This window comes from Liquorilactobacillus satsumensis DSM 16230 = JCM 12392, assembly GCF_001435195.1.
Lineage (GTDB): Bacteria > Bacillota > Bacilli > Lactobacillales > Lactobacillaceae > Liquorilactobacillus > Liquorilactobacillus satsumensis.
In genome coordinates, this window is sequence record NZ_AZFQ01000019.1 from 40569 (window position 1) to 60805 (window position 20237).

General features: G+C 40.9%; 21 protein-coding genes. 17 read left to right on the forward strand and 4 right to left on the reverse strand.

Annotation, left to right across the window (positions count from 1 at the left end):
* Positions 1-29: 29 nt before the first annotated feature.
* A complete protein-coding gene (locus FD50_RS01990) occupies positions 30-341 on the reverse strand; it encodes a hypothetical protein (RefSeq protein WP_054757077.1) in 312 nt (103 codons plus the stop codon).
* 167 nt (positions 342-508) lie between these two features.
* Between FD50_RS01990 and rnz the strand changes: the two genes are divergently transcribed.
* From rnz to FD50_RS02020, 6 genes are all read left to right on the forward strand, one after another.
* Entirely contained in the window at positions 509-1447 is a 939-nt protein-coding gene (gene rnz / locus FD50_RS01995; RefSeq protein WP_056960111.1) for a ribonuclease Z, read from the forward strand.
* Between the two features lie 11 nt (positions 1448-1458).
* Positions 1459-2268: an SDR family NAD(P)-dependent oxidoreductase gene (locus FD50_RS02000; protein ID WP_056959916.1), complete on the forward strand. Its 810-nt coding sequence runs from the start codon at positions 1459-1461 to the stop codon at positions 2266-2268.
* Positions 2269-2281: 13 nt separating this feature from the next.
* Positions 2282-2638 carry a LapA family protein gene (locus tag FD50_RS02005; RefSeq protein WP_056959918.1) on the forward strand — a complete coding sequence of 119 codons (357 nt, stop codon included), beginning with the start codon at positions 2282-2284 and terminating at the stop codon, positions 2636-2638.
* Between the two features lie 21 nt (positions 2639-2659).
* The gene (recJ, locus tag FD50_RS02010) at positions 2660-4978 is read left to right on the forward strand and encodes a single-stranded-DNA-specific exonuclease RecJ (protein WP_056959920.1); all 2319 of its coding nucleotides are present in this window, start codon (positions 2660-2662) and stop codon (positions 4976-4978) included.
* Positions 4979-4999: 21 nt separating this feature from the next.
* Entirely contained in the window at positions 5000-5518 is a 519-nt protein-coding gene (locus FD50_RS02015) for an adenine phosphoribosyltransferase (RefSeq protein WP_054757079.1), read from the forward strand.
* Between the two features lie 621 nt (positions 5519-6139).
* The gene (locus FD50_RS02020; protein ID WP_054757304.1) at positions 6140-6805 is read left to right on the forward strand and encodes a potassium channel family protein; all 666 of its coding nucleotides are present in this window, start codon (positions 6140-6142) and stop codon (positions 6803-6805) included.
* Between the two features lie 73 nt (positions 6806-6878).
* Here FD50_RS02020 and FD50_RS02025 read toward each other — a convergent pair whose 3' ends face one another.
* Positions 6879-9530: a YfhO family protein gene (locus FD50_RS02025; protein ID WP_056959922.1), complete on the reverse strand. Its 2652-nt coding sequence runs from the start codon at positions 9528-9530 to the stop codon at positions 6879-6881.
* A 213-nt stretch (positions 9531-9743) separates the two neighbouring features.
* On the opposite strand from FD50_RS02025, the gene FD50_RS02030 reads away from it, so the two are divergent.
* The 7 genes from FD50_RS02030 (at position 9744) to FD50_RS02055 (ending at position 15148) form a co-directional block, all read left to right on the forward strand.
* Positions 9744-11804: a peptidoglycan D,D-transpeptidase FtsI family protein gene (locus FD50_RS02030; RefSeq protein WP_056959924.1), complete on the forward strand. Its 2061-nt coding sequence runs from the start codon at positions 9744-9746 to the stop codon at positions 11802-11804.
* A 134-nt stretch (positions 11805-11938) separates the two neighbouring features.
* Positions 11939-12088, forward strand: coding sequence for a 50S ribosomal protein L33 (rpmG, locus tag FD50_RS12425; RefSeq protein WP_082610395.1), 150 nt, complete (start codon positions 11939-11941; stop codon positions 12086-12088).
* Between the two features lie 182 nt (positions 12089-12270).
* Complete coding sequence (locus FD50_RS02035) at positions 12271-12816, forward strand: 5-formyltetrahydrofolate cyclo-ligase (RefSeq protein WP_056959926.1); 546 nt, start codon at positions 12271-12273, stop codon at positions 12814-12816.
* A 16-nt stretch (positions 12817-12832) separates the two neighbouring features.
* The gene (locus FD50_RS02040) at positions 12833-13489 is read left to right on the forward strand and encodes a rhomboid family intramembrane serine protease (protein WP_056959928.1); all 657 of its coding nucleotides are present in this window, start codon (positions 12833-12835) and stop codon (positions 13487-13489) included.
* Positions 13490-13522: 33 nt separating this feature from the next.
* Positions 13523-13741, forward strand: a complete 219-nt coding sequence (locus FD50_RS02045) for a YqgQ family protein (RefSeq protein ID WP_056959930.1) — start codon at positions 13523-13525, stop codon at positions 13739-13741.
* Positions 13742-13754: 13 nt separating this feature from the next.
* Positions 13755-14714, forward strand: a complete 960-nt coding sequence (locus tag FD50_RS02050) for an ROK family glucokinase (RefSeq protein ID WP_054757309.1) — start codon at positions 13755-13757, stop codon at positions 14712-14714.
* A 23-nt stretch (positions 14715-14737) separates the two neighbouring features.
* Positions 14738-15148, forward strand: coding sequence for a rhodanese-like domain-containing protein (locus tag FD50_RS02055; RefSeq protein WP_056959931.1), 411 nt, complete (start codon positions 14738-14740; stop codon positions 15146-15148).
* 81 nt (positions 15149-15229) lie between these two features.
* On the opposite strand, the gene FD50_RS12430 is transcribed toward FD50_RS02055, so the two are convergent.
* A complete protein-coding gene (locus FD50_RS12430) occupies positions 15230-15406 on the reverse strand; it encodes a DUF3042 family protein (RefSeq protein WP_082610396.1) in 177 nt (58 codons plus the stop codon).
* A 116-nt stretch (positions 15407-15522) separates the two neighbouring features.
* Here FD50_RS12430 and miaA point away from each other — a divergent pair, with 116 nt between their 5' ends.
* The 4 genes from miaA (at position 15523) to glnA (ending at position 19567) form a co-directional block, all read left to right on the forward strand.
* The gene (gene miaA, locus FD50_RS02060; protein ID WP_056959932.1) at positions 15523-16443 is read left to right on the forward strand and encodes a tRNA (adenosine(37)-N6)-dimethylallyltransferase MiaA; all 921 of its coding nucleotides are present in this window, start codon (positions 15523-15525) and stop codon (positions 16441-16443) included.
* Between the two features lie 17 nt (positions 16444-16460).
* A complete protein-coding gene (locus FD50_RS02065; RefSeq protein ID WP_056959935.1) occupies positions 16461-17738 on the forward strand; it encodes a methionine gamma-lyase family protein in 1278 nt (425 codons plus the stop codon).
* Between the two features lie 73 nt (positions 17739-17811).
* The gene (locus FD50_RS02070; protein WP_054757314.1) at positions 17812-18201 is read left to right on the forward strand and encodes a MerR family transcriptional regulator; all 390 of its coding nucleotides are present in this window, start codon (positions 17812-17814) and stop codon (positions 18199-18201) included.
* A gap of 22 nt (positions 18202-18223) precedes the next feature.
* Positions 18224-19567 (forward strand): type I glutamate--ammonia ligase, encoded by a 1344-nt coding sequence (gene glnA / locus FD50_RS02075; protein WP_056959936.1) that lies wholly within the window; start codon positions 18224-18226, stop codon positions 19565-19567.
* A gap of 203 nt (positions 19568-19770) precedes the next feature.
* Here the strand turns inward: glnA and FD50_RS02080 are convergent, their stop codons facing one another.
* Positions 19771-20094, reverse strand: a complete 324-nt coding sequence (locus tag FD50_RS02080; RefSeq protein ID WP_054757315.1) for a hypothetical protein — start codon at positions 20092-20094, stop codon at positions 19771-19773.
* Positions 20095-20237: the final 143 nt, after the last annotated feature.

Consider the following 20237-nt stretch of genomic DNA (forward strand, 5'->3'; position numbering starts at 1 on the left):
TGTTGGCGGCTGAGATCTTTTTGTCTTAACTACGAACTTTGAAGTGCCAACCCATTAAAAACAAGACCATTGGCGATAATGCGATAGCCTAAGACTGGATAGTTATGACCTGCATACTGGATGAAAACTGTAACAGGGGCTGCTGAATCATGAAATAAAACCGGGACTTCACCTAGCTTGAGCGCCTTTTGTTTACCCAAGGCGGTGCTGAAGACTAGTCCAGTAGTGGGTACCATGTTAAAATTTGTGATTGGAGTTTTGGTGTTTTTTTCGATTTCGAAGAATAAGCGTAATTCTTTGTTTAAGTCTGCAGTGAGAGTACAAAGGTCAGACAGATACATAGTTAACCTCCTTTCAAGGTTTACTGTATATTATAATGTGGGTTGTTTTAGCAAACAAGGCAATCATTTTTAAATTAAGATGGTGACAGCTTATTTTTTGATGTTAAAATAAAAAAAGGTATTATTAATTTTAAGCTGTCTTGTGGCTTAATAGATTGGATAAGTTTATGGAAATTGAATTTTTAGGAACAGGAGCCGGTTCACCGGCAAAAGCACGCAATGTTACGAGCATTGCTTTGAAGCTGCTTGAAGAAATTAATGAAATTTGGCTTTTCGATGTAGGTGAAGGGACGCAGCATCAGATTTTGCGTACGACGATTAAGCCGCGCAAAATTGCGCGCATCTTTATCACTCATTTGCATGGGGACCATATCTTTGGCCTTCCGGGTTTTTTGAGCAGCCGCTCATTTCAGGGAGCTGAAAAGTTAGGTCAATTGGTAATCTATGGTCCAAAAGGTATTCAAGAGTACGTGCAAACAAGTTTACGTCTTTCACAGTCAAAACTGACGTACAAGATTAAATACGTTGAAATTGATGAAGAAGGGTTGTTATTCGAGAATTCAAAGTTTCAAGTGTTTGCAGCTCGGCTGGATCATCGAATTGAGTGCTTTGGTTTTCGTATTGTGGAGCGTGACTATCCTGGTGAATTACAGGTTGACCGTTTACGGGCAGAAAAAGTACCTTCTGGGCCGCTATATGGAAAGCTTAAAGCTGGTGAGAAGGTTGTTTTGCCGGATGGACGTACGCTCAACGGTAAGGACTACTTAGGCCAACCTAAGCGCGGAAGAATTGTAACTATTTTGGGGGACACGCGACAAACCCCTAACGTGCTTGCATTGGCACAGCACGCAAATGCGCTTGTTCATGAAAGTACGTTTGGCAAAGATGAAAGTCAGCTAGCATTCAGTTATTATCATTCCACAAACATTCAAGCTGCCAAAGTTGCTCAAAAGGCGCAAGTCGGTAAATTATTTTTGACGCATATTTCAGCTCGTTACGTGGGATTAAAGTCGCTGCAGCTTGAAAAAGATGCACGGACAGTTTTTAAGCAAACGACGCTGGCTAACGATTTTGACACTTTTTTCATTCCATTTTCGCGGAAGTAGGAGGATAGATAATGAGGGGTTATAAGCAGCTGAAAGATTTACGCAATCGAATTGCAGTTGTTACCGGAGCTTCTTCAGGTCTTGGGGAACAAATCGCATATGAACTTGCACGTCAAGGTGCTATTGTGGTTGTTTGTGCACGCAGGTTAAAAAAACTCGAAGAAGTCAGTGAAAAGTGCCAGCAACTTTCAGGGCGCATTTCAATTCCCAAAGAGTTGGATGTTGCCCAACCTAAGAAGATCGAACGATTGGTAGCTCAAGTTGAAAGTGAACTTGGACCGATTGATATTTTGGTTAACAATGCTGGCTTTGGTTTAATGGAAGATGCTTTGTCCTTTGAAATGGAGATCGCTGAAAAAATGTTTCGAGTTAATGTTTTGGGGACGATGTATCTTTCAAAGTATGTTGCGCTCAAAATGGCACGTAGACAGCGGGGGGCGATTATTAATGTCGCTTCCGTGGCCGGAAAGATCGCAACCCCTAAGTCAGCGGTTTATTCTGCTACTAAAGCTGCGGTGCTAGGATATTCCAATGCACTGCGGCTTGAATTAAAAGCCTTGGGAATTTCAGTTTTAACAGTTAATCCGGGACCAATTAAGACTAACTTTTTTAACTTGGCCGACAAATCAGGCGAGTATTTAAAAAAAGTCGGTTTTTTGGTGCTCGAACCTGATGAACTTGCTCAAAAAATAGTCAGCACTGTAGGAACGAACCGCAGAGAATTGACTTTACCATTTATTTTTGAAGTTGCACATCACTTTTATGAACTTTTTCCGCATGTGGGGGATTATTTAGCAGGAGATTTGTTTAATAAGAAGTAGGGGAGCAGATAACATGAAGAATCAGTGGAGAATGATCTTAGCTTTGGTATTAGCATTAATTGTCATTATTTTTGCACTACTTAATACACAGGATGTGGCAGTTAATTTTATTTTTGGTAAATTCAGTTTACCGTTAGTCTTACTGTTGGTGATCTCACTTTTAGTGGGAGCCTTAGTAGCTGCACTTTTTTCAACTGTCACAATTATGGGACTGAAAAAGCAACTTAAAGACAAAGAAACTCAGCGTCAGGAAGAAAAGCTTACCGCTGAAAAAGAGTATCAACAAAAATTAGCAGAGACACAGTCTAAATATCAACGCAGATTGAACGGAAAGACGGCTGCTGCTGTAAAAAGTGAAGATAATCGTTAGTTAAGTAGGAGCTGATTATGCTTGTTTGAGTCACGTTATGTGTGGAAACAGAACCAGGTTACCCATGATCCTGAAAAAATAGCACAAATTGAACAACAATTCGCCGTGGGTCCCTTTGTTGCAGGGCTTTTATTAGAACGCGGGTTGGGAAGTAAAGAAGAGCTCGATTCTTTTTTGCACCCGCGTCCAGAAAATCTTGTAGATCCCTTTTTAATGCATGACATGCACAAAGCGGTTGATAGAATTCAAACTGCAATTATTGAAGGGCAAAAGATTACGATCTATGGTGATTATGATGCTGATGGGATCACGAGTACTGCTGTGATGTATGAGACCCTCGTCCAACTAGGGGCAGATGTTCATTATTATCTTCCGGACCGCTTTATTGATGGCTATGGGCCTAATCAAGCGGCTTACCAAAAAATTATTACAGCGGGGACACAACTAATTATAACGGTGGATAATGGAGTTAGCGGAATGGCTGCAATTACGGCGGCACAGACTGCGGGGGTTGATGTAATTATTACTGACCATCATGAACTGCCGTTGAATTTGCCAAAAGCCTTCGCAATTGTGCACCCACGTCATCCGGCACAACCCTATCCAACTGCAGAATTAGCAGGTGTAGGAGTGGCTTTTAAAGTTGCGTGTGCTCTTTTGGATGAAGTTCCGCAAGAACTCTTAGATTTGGTTGCAATTGGAACGGTGGCTGACCTTGTGCCACTGACTGGTGAAAATCGGATGCTTGTCCAATTTGGCTTGCAGGCCTTACAGCAGACCCAACGTTTGGGCTTGCAAGCGCTGATGCGTGCTGCTCAAATTACGCCACAAACAGTTAATGAACAAAAGATCGGGTTTACAATTGCGCCGCGGCTGAATTCACTTGGCCGGCTTGAAAGTGCTACTCCGGGAGTACGCTTGCTGACTACTTTGGATGAAACCGAAGCTACACAGATTGCTGCTCAGACAGAAAAATTGAACCAAAAAAGGCAAAAACTGGTGGAAAAAATCACAGCTGCGGCACTTGAAAAGCTGGATGCTGTTTCTGAGACACACTTGGTGAATGTGATTGCTGCTCCAGATTGGCATGAAGGTGTTTTAGGGATTGTGGCTTCACGCCTGGTTGAGAAAACAGGTAAGCCAACACTTGTACTCAGAATTGATGCTGACCGCAAGTCGGCAAAGGGCTCAGGGCGTTCAGTTGAAGCTTTCCACCTCTTCAAAGCACTGGATGTGCACCGCAAACTATTTCAGAGTTTTGGTGGGCATCACATGGCGTGTGGGCTTTCATTAGACCCAGAACAATTACCAATGTTGCAAACCGCTCTTGATGAAGAGGCACAAAAGCAAAAGCTTGAGCTCGATCAAAAAGGGACATTGGAGATCGCCGCTCAACTCTCACTTGATGAAATTGATGAGAATTTACTTGCTGATTTAAAAAAACTGGCACCTTTTGGTCCGGAAAATCCGCAACCGGTTTTTGCATTTAAAGACTATCAGCTTCACGGCTTACGTTTATTAGGGCAAAAACAGAATCACGTCAAATTAACATTAACTGGAAAAAAGACACAGATTGAGGCACTTGCGTTTTCAATTGAAGATCAGCGTGCGGATCTCTTGCAAGATGCTGCCAGCATAGAGTTTGTAGGAAAAATAGAAGAAAATACTTGGCGAGGCCAGACCAAACCACAGATTTTAATCTGCGATCTAGCGGATCGGCAGCCTGCCTTTCTAGATCTACGGACAAAACGTCTTACACCACAACTTTTCACGAAAAATGGAACTTATTTTTTCTTTAATCAAAGAATTCAACAAAAATTGGCCGGATATTTGCCTCCCGCTGCGGTTCAGGTCACCGGTTTGGAGTCTTTACCGGCTGAGGCTGAGTTTAGTGAGTTGATTGTTGTTGATTGTCCGCCGTCGTTGACAGAACTTGAGCAGCTTTTACAGACAGTTTCGTATACACGTCTTACCGCTATTTTCTACCCGTATAAACCGGTATATGAAGTGGGGATGCCTACACGCGCGCAGTTGGCACGTGTTTACCGCTTTGCAATCACGCATGAAAATATTGACCTGAAAAATCAACTGCAAGAAGTTGCAGATTATCTTAAAATAAGAAAAGAGTTACTGACGTTTACATTGCAGGTGTTTTTTGAAGTCGGATTTGTTAAAATAGAAAAAGGTTTGATGACAGGATGTCCTGCTCATCAAACGGTCAACCTAAAAGAAGCACCCAGTTATCGTTCAAGACAACAACTGCTTCAGGCTGAAAAGGTATTATTGACTAGCAAAACAGCCGATTTGAAAAAGTGGCTTTTTCAGCTTTCGGCAGTCTAATTTAAAGGAGCGTTTAAAAAAATGGCATTAGATTTGACAGAGTATGTGGCAAGTATTCCGGATTACCCGGAGAAGGGAATTATTTTCCGTGATATCTCGCCACTGATGGCTGATGGAGAGGCCTATAAACAAGCAACCGCTCAAATTGTCCAATTTGCACGCGATAAGGGTGTTGAGATGATTGTTGGTCCTGAAGCCCGTGGCTTTATCGTGGGTTGTCCGGTTGCCTATGAACTGGGTGTTGGTTTTGCACCTGCACGCAAGAAGGGCAAACTTCCACGTGCAACAGTTAAGGCGGAATATCAATTGGAGTATGGCACTTCTGCGCTCTACATGCATAAAGATGCTGTTAAACCGGGACAGCGGGTACTAGTCACTGATGATTTGCTTGCAACTGGTGGAACAATTGGGGCAACAATTGATTTGGTAAAACAGCTTGGCGGTGTCGTGGTTGGATGTGCTTTTATTATTGAATTGAACGCTTTAAAGGGCCGCGAAAAGATTAAGGACTATGATGTTTTGAGTTTAATGAATTACTAAAATGAAGTGTCGACAAGCAGTGGGAGACTTTGAGCACTAACAGCAAATTGCAAAGTAGTCGATTTTTGACTATGTGCAATTTGTAGTTAGGCACAAAAGGCTGGTGGTTGGAGCACGTTAAAGGAGAAGTGTCGACAAGCAGTGGGAGACTTTGAGCACTAACAGCAAATAGAAAAAACACAAGAGGGGCTGTGACAAAAGTTAAATTTTGTCAAAGTCCCTCTTTGTATTCCGGATAAACGTATTCCATAAGTCAAAATTCTCCGTCTAACTTCGAATTACTCATAGCAAAGTACTCGCTATGTTCGTAATTTCGAGTTAGCACTCAAAAGTTTCCCGACTTATGTCACACACACTCTCTTTTATTTCGTATAAACGTCTTCCATAAGTCAAAATTTTCCGTCTAACTCCGAATTACTCATAGCAAAGTACTCGCTATGAGTAATTTCGAGTTAACACTCAAATTTTCCCGACTTATGGAACACTCTCTTGTATTTTTATAATCTCTATATCAATAGAAATGGTGCTTTGGTGATAAGAAGGCCCAACCGCAACATGTGCTTTGCTCCCATTTTTACGTTATTAGAGGTATAAATAGACATAGAGATTGGAGCTGAACAAATGACTAAACAAAATTATGCAATTATTGGCCTAGGCAGATTTGGTGGAAGTATCTGTCAAACCTTGATCGCTGGTGGTGCCGAGGTGCTCGTGATTGATAAGGATGAAGCTCGTGTTAATGATTACAAAGAGATTGCAACTCAAGCTGTGATCGCAGACGCTCAAGATGAGCACACATTGAAAGCACTCGGAATTCGCAATTTTGATCATGTTGTGATTGCCATCGGTGAGGATATCCAAGCTAGTATTTTAGTAACCTTAATGGTTAAAGAATTAGGTGTTAAGTATGTAACAGCCAAGGCTCAAAATGAGTACCACGCACGCGTATTGACTAAATTGGGAGCGGATAAAGTTGTCCACCCAGAACGCGACATGGGTATCAGAATTGGGCGTAACCTGCTTTCCAAGAACATGCTGGATTACTTAGACCTTTCTCCTGAGATCAAAGTGGCAGAGATTAAAATTACGCAAAAGACCTTAATTGGAAAATCCTTGAGCGAGCTTAACTTTCGTAAAAATTTTGCGTTGAACGTAATTGCTGTCCGGCGTAAAGAAGAAGTGGAAATTTCACCAGCTCCGAGTGAAGCCCTTAAGTTAAATGACAGCTTATTAGTCGTCGGTTACAAAAAAGATGTTGAACGGTTCAGTCAGTTAATGGACCGTTAACGTGCCAAAAATTTGCAAGCAACTTGCTCGGCACACGGCGTTGTTTTAGTTTATTTCAGGATACATTTTTAAACTAGAGGTCTTTTTCGGACCAGCGTCGTCTTTTATTAAACCGAGGCCTGATAGACAAATACACTACAATTAAGATTGAGAGTCCGGAAATTAGACAGCCAATCACAAAATAAGGTGGGGTAAAGGTAAGCTTGAGTGTATGTCTGCCTTTAACCGCTTTAATTGCCAAGAAAGTATTTTGCACTTTAAAAGTTGGAACGCTCTTCCCGTCAACTAGAACATGCCAGCCCTTACTATATGGAATAGTGGTGGCTAACAGCAGTCGGTTGTTTTTAGCTTCATAATAGCCTTCAAACTTTCTTTGCGATTTCTGGGTTAATTTGACTGTTCGATTTTTGAGTGTCGCAAGTTTTTGCGAGACAACCGCATTGTTCATGCGGTAAAGCACGAAGTTATTTAACCACAGCGACGATTTTTTTAATTTAGCCGTTAACACGATTTCCTGGCCTTTTGCATGGTTTGCAAGGTTAACCACAACAGCATGACGGAAGGTTCCGTATTGATTTAACTGACGGTTATTGAGGTACCAAGTAACGTTATCTTCATCTAATGATGGTCCTAGCGTCAGATAATAGGAATCATTTGTAGTCGGGGTGAACTTAAAAATAATTTGGCCATCTTTTGTAAGATCTTTGCGGCGGAAAATTGTATTAGTCAGCTTTGTCTGCTGACTGATATTTTGAAAGACAACCTCGTTGAAGTTCTGAGCTGTAAAGTACGCCAATCCCTTGGTACCAGTGGCATTATTTAACCATTGAGTTTGGTATTCGAGTGGGTTGTCATAAAAACCAGAGAAAGATTTTAAGCTGGTATCAGCAAGATAGGCATAACCAAGTGCTGATTTATTTTGGTAAAGACGTGTTAAAGAATTACTCTTAATCATTTTGTATGCTTTCAAGTCGGGCTTTTCAGTTAGTTGCTGCAATGGTTGCCCATTCTTAAGTTCTGAAAATGCCTTGGGTGCGCTAAAATACTTCATGTTAAGCAAAGAATCTGTGATCATTGTTCCATTTGAATAAGTTACGTAATTATCGCCATCGGGATTCCCGATCATGCCGTAAAAATCAGGAATACTTTTTTCAAGCGCAGAACTGAAATATGAACCAGTGTTTAACGAATTAGCAATCCCATCATTTTTAGTTCTGCTATATACTTGTCCAGTTCTGTATGCAGCGTGATCTCGTTTATTCAAATAACTGCTGTCTTGCATGAGTGCGGTCGTGGGTTGCGTGTATTCCTTGGCCGTCAGATAACTCAGGTTATTGAGTGATAAACATGCATTTAAAGTAATCTCGGTTGTTACAAGTACAAACAGCCAAAGAAACTTGACGCGTGCATATTTAGGCTTTGGGGTGAAGGCCAGTGTTGCGAGCGTTAAAGTGGCAAAAACTGCCGTAAAAAGCAAGGTTTCATTTGAAATAAAACTGAATTTTTTAATGTTCAACAAAAGATACGTTAAGGATGAAGCAAACAGAAGAAAACACAGCCAGACTTTCCAAGCCTCTAAGTGCAATGTCGCGCGCAAAGAGCGTGCTGCCAGCAAAAGCATCCAAAAACTAACGATAAACGAAAAACGATAAGGGTACCAAACTGGAAACTGCATTCCATGCCAGAATAGATCAAGGGGTTCAAAACAAAGTGAAAGAAATAAAAAGATACTAATAAGCAAGGCCGCGAGCCGCTCGCGTAAGCCAATTTTTGCATTTAAAAAATAGGTTAAGAAGCCGATCAAAGCTAGCGAACCAATAAATAAATTAGGATAACCAGAAGGCATCTGTTGGAAATTAAACGCACCTACAATAAATTTGGAAAGCATTTTTAAAGGAGCATATTCAAATTTGAAGTGGATGAAGTTTTGGGTATACTGCCCCTTACTTTCAATTAAAGAAAAGGCAGTTGGTAGTAAAATAATAGCTGCCAGACCGACTCCGAGCAGTGAATTGAGTGCAAAACGCAGGAAAAGAGCAGCATTTTCGCGCAGGGTCAGGCGCTTGGTTGTCAGATACCAGAAAAAGTAAGCAACTAAGAAGATGCAGACCATATATCCCATGTAGTAATTGTCAATCAATAAAACTGCAAGCAAAACAGGATAATGCCAATTGTTTTGCTGCTGCAACAATGAATCAAGTGCAAGAATGACTAAAGGCAAAAAGATTGCTGCATCCAGCCAAAGCAAGTTAAGTTGGTTAGCGACAAACCAGCCCATCAGTGCGTAGCAGGTTGAAAAAAGCAGGGGGGTAACTTTTTGTGTGGGCATTTTTTTCCTAAGTAAGGCACAAAAAGTTAAACCAACACACCCGTATTTGACTAAAGTGACAAGCATAATGCCTGCTGGTAATGTTTTTTGAGGGAAAAATAAGAAGATCAGGTTAAAAGGACTCATTAGATAATATGCCCATTCACCAATCATACTTCCGCCAATTTCTTTTGAAAAAGAGTAAAAGAAGCTGCTGGGATCATGTAGCAAAGCTCTGCGGAAGTAAGCAAAAAAATCAATGTACTGCTGACCTAAATCGACTGTCAGCAGACTGCTCTTTCCAAAAGGAGACATTCCGCGTGAGATAAAGTACGTTAGCATAATAATTACTGGGATAAAGAAGCTTAAAAATAAAGGATATTTAGTTTGCCAAAACTGCGTTAATTTTGTTCTCATTTTGCACCCCTAAAAACGTTTTTAAAGTTCATAGTTAATAACTCTATTATACAGACTTGTTTTTGGATTTGTACAAGCGCATAATTTTTATTAAAGTTTAACAAGTAGTCTAAGAAACTTATGATTTGTATGGTAACATGAATAATGTTACGTGAGTATCTGAAGTCTAGGATAACACGATCAAGTTTTTTGAGTGATGTGAGGTTAGTAATTTTGAAATATCTAAGAAAAAGAAACAAACCCAAAAGAGTAAAGTCGCAAATTCCGTTTCGGCTGAATTTTTTATTTTTGGTGGTCTTTTTGCTGTTTGCGGCTCTATTAGGACAACTTGCATATTTGCAGATTGTGCATGGAACCAAGTTCGAGTCTGAAGTCAGCAGTACTGATACCAAAACGGAAACGAAAAGTGTACAAAGGGGTATGATCTATGATTCGACCGGCAAAGCACTGGTTTCAAATAGTGCTTCGCGCGCGATTACATACACTAAGCCACTGACGGTGACTGCTACGCAAATGTATCGGATCGCAAATGATTTAGTTAAGTATGTTTCAATTGATACCTCAAACATTACACCGGCAAATGAGGCAGATTATTATTTGGCTTTACCGGCGCATCTTACAAGTGTGCAAAAAAAGATCCCGGGCTACGCCAAGCTCAGTACTAGTGTTCTTTATCAGCGTGAAGTGGCATATGTGAAGGCTAAAGGGCTCGCAAATGGGCTTTCAGATAAACAAAAAGAAGCAGCAATTGTCTATTCAAAGATGAATGGTGCCTACTCACTTTCGACAGTCTATCTTAAGTATGCAGATGTTAGTGACACTGAAATGGCTAAAGTGGGTGAGAACTTGTCCTTGATGCCGGGAATCAAGATCGGGACAAGCTGGTCGCGCAGCTATCCGAATGGGGATTCGGTTAAAAGTGTAATTGGAACAGTGACAAGTCGTAGCCAAGGATTACCCAGCGACGAAATTAACAGTTTGCTCGCACAGGGTTATTCACGCGATGACAGTGTGGGTTCGAGCTACATTGAATCACAGTATGAAAATGTGTTGAAGGGTACAAAGTCAATTACCACATTAGAAACTCAAAACGATAAGATTACCAAAGAGATTAAGACTTATGGCGGTAAAAAGGGCGATAACGTTGTTTTAACAATTAATTCTGAATTTCAGAATAAAGTTCAAGATATTATGAAGAGTTCAGTTGAGAGTGTGGCAGGCAGTAATCCATATCTGCCAGGTGCGTATGCAGTTGTAATGAATCCTAATACTGGAGCGATCTATGCTTTGGCAGGAGTCAACCGCAATCTTCAAACCGGTAAGATTAGTGAAAATGCTTTAGGTGCAATTAATCAGACCTATGTTATGGGATCGGTCGTAAAGGGTGCAACTGTGATGGGTGCATTATTGTCAAATGTGATTACTCCTAGCAGTAGTACGTTGACTGATAAACCCATTAAATTGCAAGCAACTGCAACCAAGTCATCTTGGTTCAATAAAACAGGGAGCGCGGATGTAGCCTTAACCGCTTCTGATGCACTAATGGTTTCATCTAACTCCTATATGATGCAATTGGCGATGCTTGAAGGTGGCTTTAAGTATAGTGACAATGCAGCTTTAAGTTTGCCAACCTCGATTTTTTCTAAGTTACGAGGATACTTTAACCAGTTTGGCTTAGGTGTGAAAACAGGGATTGATATTCCGGGAGAGGCTACTGGATTTGAGGGACCTTCTAACCAGTCGAGTATTGGTAAAGCGCTGGATTTGTCCTTTGGGAACTACGACTCTTATACTACTATTCAATTGGCACAGTATATGTCGACTGTTGCCAATGGTGGTTATCGCCTGCAGCCGCACATTTTACAGTCGATTCGCGGAACTAACAAGGATGGTACGTTGGGTGCAGTTAAGTATGAATTTACCCCAAATGTTTTGAATGTTGTTAGTGCTACTGACAGCCAGTGGAACGTTGTAAAAACCGGCTTTTGGAATGTTGTGCATGGTTCAAGCTCATTACGGACAGGGAGTGCTTTAGCAAATGTAAAGCCCTCAGTAGTCGCTAAAACAGGGACAGCGCAAACTTTCCATGGAAGTACTGAAACAGAAACCTTGAGTGCAGTCTCATACGCGCCCGCAAAGAATCCGCAGGTAGTGGTCGCAATTGCATTCCCAGGAATGGCCGGGGAAACAACAAGTAAGATTAATTCACAGGCAGTCAGCCAGATTTACTCGGCGTATTGGAAATATGTTGAGTCTAGCGATGGGCATCAATAGTTGGCAGAAGACTCTGTCAAGGTGTTTTACTTAACAAATTACAAAAAACGCTAGCTTCACTGAAAAAAAGATGGTATCATAGTAACGTTGAAGATTAAATATTTTCGAAATTAGCAAAGTTTGGAGGGTTAGGAATGCGTGTACACATCACATTAGAATGCACAGAATGTCATGAACGGACATATCTCTCAAGCAAAAATAAGCGTAACAACCCTGATCGCTTAGAGTTAAATAAATATTGTCCACGTGATAGAAAGGTTACATTGCATCGCGAAACAAAATAGTGTTGACAGATGCTATTTTGGTATAACATCTGCTCGTCTCTATCAGCGGCAGGTGTTATTTTTAAAAACAGCTATCACTGAATTTAAAAACGTGTTGCTATTCATTAAAAAAGACTGGGCAGATTATAAGTCTCCCGGTCTCTTTTACTATCTAAACAGTCTAAGCAAGGGGGACGGCGGCAGTGAACAAAGCAGAGATTCGCCAAGCTCAGTTAGCTAAGTTGGTACGAGCAGATAATAGCTGGGAAAAAGAAGCGCAGGAACTTTGTTTATATGAACAGCTATTTGCACTTTCGTGTTGGAAAAAAGCACAAACAATTGGGCTTACGTTGAGCCAAAAGGGCGAAATAGACACGAAACCGTTAATTTTACAGGCACGGCTGCAGCATAAACGAATCTGCCTTCCGCGGACTTTACCCCAGCGACAACTGCAGTTTTTTGAACTTCAAAAAACAAGCAAACTTGAAAAAAGTTCGTTTGGTATCTGGCAACCTGCTCTAACGGAAAGAAAAGTTGCCAAAAACGCATTAGATTTGTTGATTATTCCTGGGCTGGCATTTACCGCACAAGGTCAGCGGATCGGATATGGCGGGGGATATTATGATAGATTTTTGGCAGGTTTTACAGGAGATACAGTCGCACTTGCTGAAAGACAGCGCTTTTTTACGACTGCTGCTTGGCAGACAGCAACAACAGATCAAATTGTGCAGCAAGTTTTGACTATCTAGAAAAAGGAGAAGTACAATGGCTTTGATCCGTAAACCGGTAGTGACATATGCGTTGCTTGCCGTGAATGTTTTTATCTTTTTATTGATGACATTATTAGGCGGCAGTCAGCAGATTTCAATTTTGGTCGCATTTGGCGCCAAAGTAAACAGTTTAATTCTAGCAGGTCAATGGTGGCGCTTAGTAACCCCAATGTTTCTGCACATCGGTTTTGAACATTTGATTTTAAATATGGTAACCCTTTATTTTATCGGCAGTCAGCTGGAGTTAATTTTAGGACACGGTAGATTTTTACTGGTGTACTTTATCAGTGGCATTATGGGAAATATTGCGAGTTTTGCATTTAATCCAAATGCCTTATCGGCAGGTGCTAGTACCGCATTATTTGGGTTATTTGGGGTCTTCCTGATGATGGGCGAATCTTTTTGGGAAAACACCTATATTCGTCTGATGGCGCGCCAATTTCTGCTTCTTGTCGGAATAAATATTATTTTCGGATTTTTTGGGAATGTTGACTTAGCAGGCCATTTAGGCGGCTTGTTTGGTGGCTTTTTGGCAGGTTACTGTGTTGGCGTACCGGCTGTTGGACGTGTACCGCTGGTAAAAAGAGTTCTCAGCTTGGTTACCTTGTTGATTTTATGTGTGTTGATGCTATCAGTGGGTTTTAAAAGCTGAGAGTTTCCTTTATAATTAATTGGAGGTGTTTTCGTGAAGACACTTTATGATGTGCAGCAACTCTTAAAGCGTTTCGGGATTTTTGTTTATGTGGGGAAACGGATCTGGGACATTGAACTGATGGCCTTAGAACTTGATCATTTGCATAAAGCTGGCGTAATCGATGATCCAACTTTTATTACGGCAAAGCTGGTCCTGACAAGAGAACACAGATTTGAAGAAAAACATCAAAATGAATTAACGGATTTTTAGTGGAGGTTTTTTAATGGATAAAAAGCTAATTGGAGTTGACCTTGGTGGCACGACAATCAAGTTTGCAATTTTAACCACAGAAGGTGAAATTCAGCAAAAATGGAGTATTGAAACCAATATTTTAGATGAAGGGACACATATCGTTCCAGACATTGTCTCTTCAATTAATCATCATATTGCCCTTTATAACATGCAAGTGGAACAATTTGTCGGAATTGGTATGGGTTCCCCAGGCACGGTTGATCTGGATGCCGGAACTGTAATTGGTGCTTATAATTTAAATTGGAAGACCCTGCAGCAGGTAAAAAAAGTAGTTGAACAGGAAACGGGGATTCCATTTGCAATTGACAATGATGCGAATGTGGCGGCTTTAGGTGAACGTTGGAAAGGTGCTGGCGAAAATAATGGTGAAGTTGCATTTATCACTCTTGGAACCGGGGTCGGTGGCGGCTTAGTCTCAAACGGCAAGCTTCTCCATGGTGTTCGGGCTGCTGGTGAAGTTGGACATATGATTGTGCAACCGCAGGGCTATTTATGTACTTGTGGCAATCATGGTTGTTTGGAAACTTATGCCTCTGCAACTGGAATCGTCAGAGTGGCACGTGATATGGCAGAAGAATTTGCCGGCAACTCAAAGCTAAAGCAGATGCTTGATGATGGGCAAGAAATCACGTCTAAGATTGTGTTTGACTTAGCCAAAAAAGAGGATTTACTTGGTAAAATGGTGGTTGAACGTGTCTGTTACTATCTCGGGTTAGCCTGTGCAAATTTAGCTAATCTTTTGAATCCTTCATTCGTAGTAATCGGTGGGGGAGTTTCGGCAGCCGGTGAGTATCTACTAAAACGAGTAAATAAATATTTTCAAGAATTTGCTTTTCCGGTTGTTGAGAAAACGACAACGCTTAAGTTAGCTCAACTTGGAAATGAAGCAGGTGTAATTGGAGCTGCCTCACTTGCATTGACTTTTAAGTAGTCTGTGTGAAAGGAGAAAGTCAAATGTTTTTACAAGCAATCTCAATTTGGGGAATTATTGACATTATTTTGATTGTCGTCATGCTTTATATTTTGGGCAATCAGTTATACTTATGGTATCAAGGGCGCAGAGTAGCTCATTTTCTTGAGAACCAGGAATTTCGTCACGGGATGCATGTTGCACAGATTATCGACTTGCGTGATAAGGATAATTTTGATGCAGGACATATTATGGGAGCGCGAAATGTCCCTTACGCGCAGTTTAAAATTATGAAAGAATCAATTCGCAAAGATATGCCAGTTTACCTTTATGATCAAGGAAAGTCGCTTAGTACACGAATTGCTGTTAGGCTGCATAAAGATGGATACACGGACATTTATATTCTGAAAAACGGTTTTGATAAATGGGATGGACGGGTAAAAAAAAGAAGTTAAGTTTTTTATCCAAATAGATCTGGTTTATTAAAACGAAAAAAAAGAGGCTAACAATAAAATGTCAGAGCCTCTTTTTTGCTGTTAGCCTTGATGTGATGAGTGCATTTTACGAATAGCACGTCTGCGATGCTCAGCGATCATTTCTTCTTTTTCTTCGATCGGTTCGACCACTGTACGCTTAAAAGCGTAAAAGCAACCTGCTGCAGCACTAATGGTCGTTGCTACTCCGAGTATAAATCCTCTGCTAAATGGTTTCATTGGGGTGACCTCCTTTACCTGCTTCTACTCTCAATTATGCAGGTTTTGGGGTTGGATTTCCAGTTTTAAGCGTGTAATTCATGAATAAAAATTAATAGTAAGGATGGAAAATTGAAATGGCGACTAAAATCGTATTGATAGTAGGACCGACTGCAGTTGGCAAGACAGCCCTTTCAGTTGCTTTGGCCCGCCAGTTCAACGGAGAAATTATTTCGGGTGATTCAATGCAGGTTTACCGCGGGTTAAACATTGGAACTGCTAAAGTAACTCCTTCAGAAAAAAAGGGGATTCCGCATCATTTAATTGATATTAGACAGATTAATGAACGTTTTTCCGTCGCAGACTTTGTTACAGCTTGTCGGGCACAGATTCAGGCAATTACAGCCAGAGGTGCACTCCCATTTATTGTCGGTGGAACCGGTTTTTATTTGCAAGCGTTACTGGATAATTTCAAATTAGGAAATGACCAGTACGAACAAAACGAAAAAATCAGAGAAAAATGGCGAAATTTTTCGCAGCAATATGGCAAGGAGCAGTTGTGGCAACATTTAGCGCAAATTGATCCTGTGGCTGCCAAGAAAATTCCACAGAATAATGAACGTCGTGTTATCCGGGCACTTGAAGTTTTTGAAAAAACAGGTCACTTGTTTTCTGAACAAAATGATATGGCAAGTTCTGAGTTTGAACCGCTGATCATTGGCTTAAATACAGAGCGCAAATTACTGTATGAAAGAATTGAAAAACGGGTCGACCTGATGCTCGCTGCTGGGTTAGTGGAAGAAGCGCACACGCTTTACGTTGCTGGAGGCGAACAATTGCAAGCCGGTCATGGAATTGGCTATCAGGAATTCTTCCCTTATTTTAGAGGTGAGATTTCATTGGCACAGGCCGTGGCAGCTTTGAAGAAGAACTCGCGGCACTATGCAAAACGGCAATTAACTTGGTTTCGCAATAAAATGGATGTTAACTGGTTTGATCTTGTCACAAAAGATGATGAAAGCGATAAAATAAAGACTTTAATCAAAAATTGGCGGTAGAAAAGGGGTAGATATTGATGAAGCTCTCATGGAAAAATGAATTACCACAAGATTTACAGGCAAAGGTGGCCGCTGTCGAACGCCAAATTGCGCCGCGGATAGCTGAAATTGATGAACAGGTGACTTATAATCAGATGCGTGTTTTGGAGTGTTTTAGAAAGCATCATGTCGCTGAAGAAGATTTTGCGGGGTCGACTGGTTACGGATATGACGATGTTGGTCGCGATAAGTTGGATGCGATTTATGCCGATTATTTTCATACGGAAGATGCAATGGTGCGGCCCCAATTAATTTCTGGAACACATGCAATTGCCACTGCACTTTTTAGCATTTTACGCGCGCAAGATACTCTCTTTTACATGACTGGAATGCCGTATGATACTATTCAGCATGTGATTGGAATAGTTGGTGATGAACCAGGGACAATGCTGGATTACGGGATCAATTTTGATTATGCAAAACTTTTAAAAACTGGAAAAGTCGATTATAAGACAGTTGCTGCTAAGCTGCAAAAAAATGACAGTATCAAAGTTGTAGCGATTCAACGTTCACGCGGATATGCGCTGCGAGACAGCTTTACGGTAGCTGAAATTAAAGAGATGATTGCATTTGTGCGCGCAAGACTGCCACATGCCATTATTTTTATCGATAATTGTTATGGTGAATTTTCTGAGATCCATGAACCAACGGAAGATGGTGCTGACCTCATGGCGGGTTCTCTGTATAAGAATGCAGGTGCAGGCATCGTCAAAACGGGTGCATATCTTGTTGGAAGGAAAGCTTTAATTAAAAAAGCGGGCAATCGCTTAAATGTTCCTGGGGCCGGAAAGCATGAAGGTGCAACTATCGGACACATACGTGACATGTACCAAGGCTTTTTCTTGGGACCACATGTTACGGGAGAAGCGATTAAAGGAGCAATTTTTACTAGCGCGCTGCTCGAAAAAATCGGTCTGACTGTTTCACCGCGCTGGGATGCACCACGGACTGATTTAGTCCAAACGGTTAATTTTGGTGACCCCACCGCAATGATCGGTTTTTGCCAAGCAATCCAGCATTATTCACCCGTTAATTCATATGTTGACCCTGTTCCAAGCGTGATGGATGGCTACGAGGATCCTGAAATTATGGCTTCTGGAAGTTTTACAGAAGGTTCAACCATTGAACTGTCATCGGATGGCCCGATGAGACCTCCATATACGCTGTATATTCAGGGTGGATTAACTTATTCCCATGTGAAAGTTGCGATTAGTAAGGCAGTTGCAGAAATTTTTTACGAAAAGAAAGACATGTAATAAAATATAACATTCACTGTTGACATTTAAAATTCGCCTTGCTATTATTAGTGCGTGAGTTAGGAGGGTTGTTATGAAAGAAAAGGAACTCAGACGTTCTCTTGCCGTTTTACCGATTGGGACCGTCATGAAGTTAACAAACTTGTCGGCGCGACAGATCAGGTATTATGAGGAGCAAGAGCTGGTAAAACCCGAACGCAATGAAGGAAATCGCAGGATGTATTCTCTCAATGATGTTGATCGTTTATTAGAGATTAAAGATTATCTTGATGAAGGCATTAACATGGCTGGGATTAAGCATATTTACGTTGAAAATGAACGTAAGCGTGCTGCAAAAGAAGCACAGTTGGCTAAACCATTAACTGATTCAGATGTTCGTAAAATTTTACGGGATGAATTTATCTCTGTCAGCGGTTTGGGCAAGAGAGAAGAGTTTCCTTTCAAACATAATAAGAACCTCTAAATTTTAAAAAGGAGCGATTTATATGGGAAAGCCTAGCTACACCAAGGATGACATCCGCAAGATTTCTAAGGAAGAAAATGTTAAGTTTTTACGCTTAATGTTCACAGATTTATATGGCGTGATTAAGAACGTTGAAGTTCCAATTAGCCAATTGGATAAGTTGCTTGATAACAAGTTGATGTTTGATGGCTCCTCGATTGATGGTTTTGTGCGTATCGAGGAAAGTGATATGATTCTGTATCCGGATTTATCGACGTGGATGATCTTCCCTTGGGGGAGTGAACATGGAAAAGTCGCACGGATTATTTGTGAAGTTTACAATGCAGATCGCACACCTTTCATTGGGGATCCGCGCAATAATCTGATTCGTGTTTTGAAAGAAATGAAGGAGTTAGGCTTTACAGACTTCAACATTGGGCCAGAACCTGAGTTTTTCTTGTTCAAATTGGATCCTCAAACTGGCAAACCAACGATGAGCCTGAATGACAAGGGGAGTTACTTTGATCTTGCCCCTGTAGATTTGGGTGAAAATTGCCGACGTGATATCGTGCTTGAGCTTGAAAATATGGGCTTTGACGTTGAAGCCTCCCATCATGAAGTCGCCCCTGGGCAACATGAAATTGATTTCAAGTATGCAGATGCATTGCACGCTTGTGATAACATTCAAACCTTTAAGCTGGTTGTTAAGACAGTTGCACGCAAACATGGATTACACGCAACATTTATGCCAAAGCCACTTGATCGGATTAATGGCTCTGGGATGCACATCAACATGTCACTTTTCACGGCCGATGGGAATGCTTTCTTTGATGAAAAAGGAGAGATGCAGCTTTCACAAGAAGCACATTACTTCTTAGGTGGCTTGTTGAAACATGCTCGTGGATTCACAGCTGTTACTAACCCAACTGTTAACTCCTACAAGCGACTTGTTCCAGGATATGAAGCACCTGTTTATGTTGCATGGTCAGGTCGCAACCGTTCTCCACTTGTACGTGTGCCGATTGCACGTGGACTATCAACCCGTCTCGAATTACGAAGTGTTGACCCTAGTGCTAATCCTTATCTTGCAATTGCAGCTATTCTGGAAGCTGGGCTTGATGGTTTGCGTAATAAAATCGAAGCTCCTAAGCCAATTGACCGGAATATCTATGTAATGGACGATGAAGAGCGCAAGGCAAATGGAATTTCTGACTTGCCTTCGACTTTGCATAATGCTTTGAAGTCACTTGAAGCTGATGAAGTGATTGCCAAGGCAATGGGTCCTCATTTGTATCAAAACTTCATTGAAGGTAAGAAGCTCGAATGGGGCGCTTATCGTCAAGAAGTTTCACAATGGGAACGTGATCAGTACTTAGAATTATATTAAAAAGCAAGTGTATTTTGTAGCCTGAGACTGGTAATCAAAGTACATTAATAACAGTATTGTAAATAAGGCTATCAGACTGGACAAAACATAAGTTTTGAGCCAGCCTGATAGCCTTATTTAGGTACTTGAACTGTTATAAAGAAATGTAACCCAACAATAAGGCATCAACATTTCTGGAATTAGCAGGACATTAAAATAGCTGCCTATGAAAAATTAACGATTTTTACATATTTAATCTGTGCAAACATTATGAGGTGGGAGATCCCACCATAAAGATCAGCGACAGTGAAGATTTGGTCATTATTCTTATTTTTACTAATAAATCCCGTTGCAACGAACTCGTGGCCTTCAAGATCTGTTAAGCAAAGGCTAAGCGGCTTGTGTTTTTGAATTGCTTGCTCAATAAAGAGTTTTAGTTGAAAAGCCGGCATCTGTTGATAATGTGTATTCTCAGCTTGTGCACTAAGATTGAATTTGGCTTGGATACTTTCGATAATTTGCTGTAAAGTAGTTTTTTTAAGTGCCATAACAAGTCGCTCCTTTTTAAGAACATTTGTTCGATAAATTCATTATAGAACATTTGTTCGCAATTGCAAGCGTGATTTTATTTTTTTATCCGAGAATAATTATTTTTTGAAGAGAGAGGCTTGAAAAAAGATTCAAAAAAGTA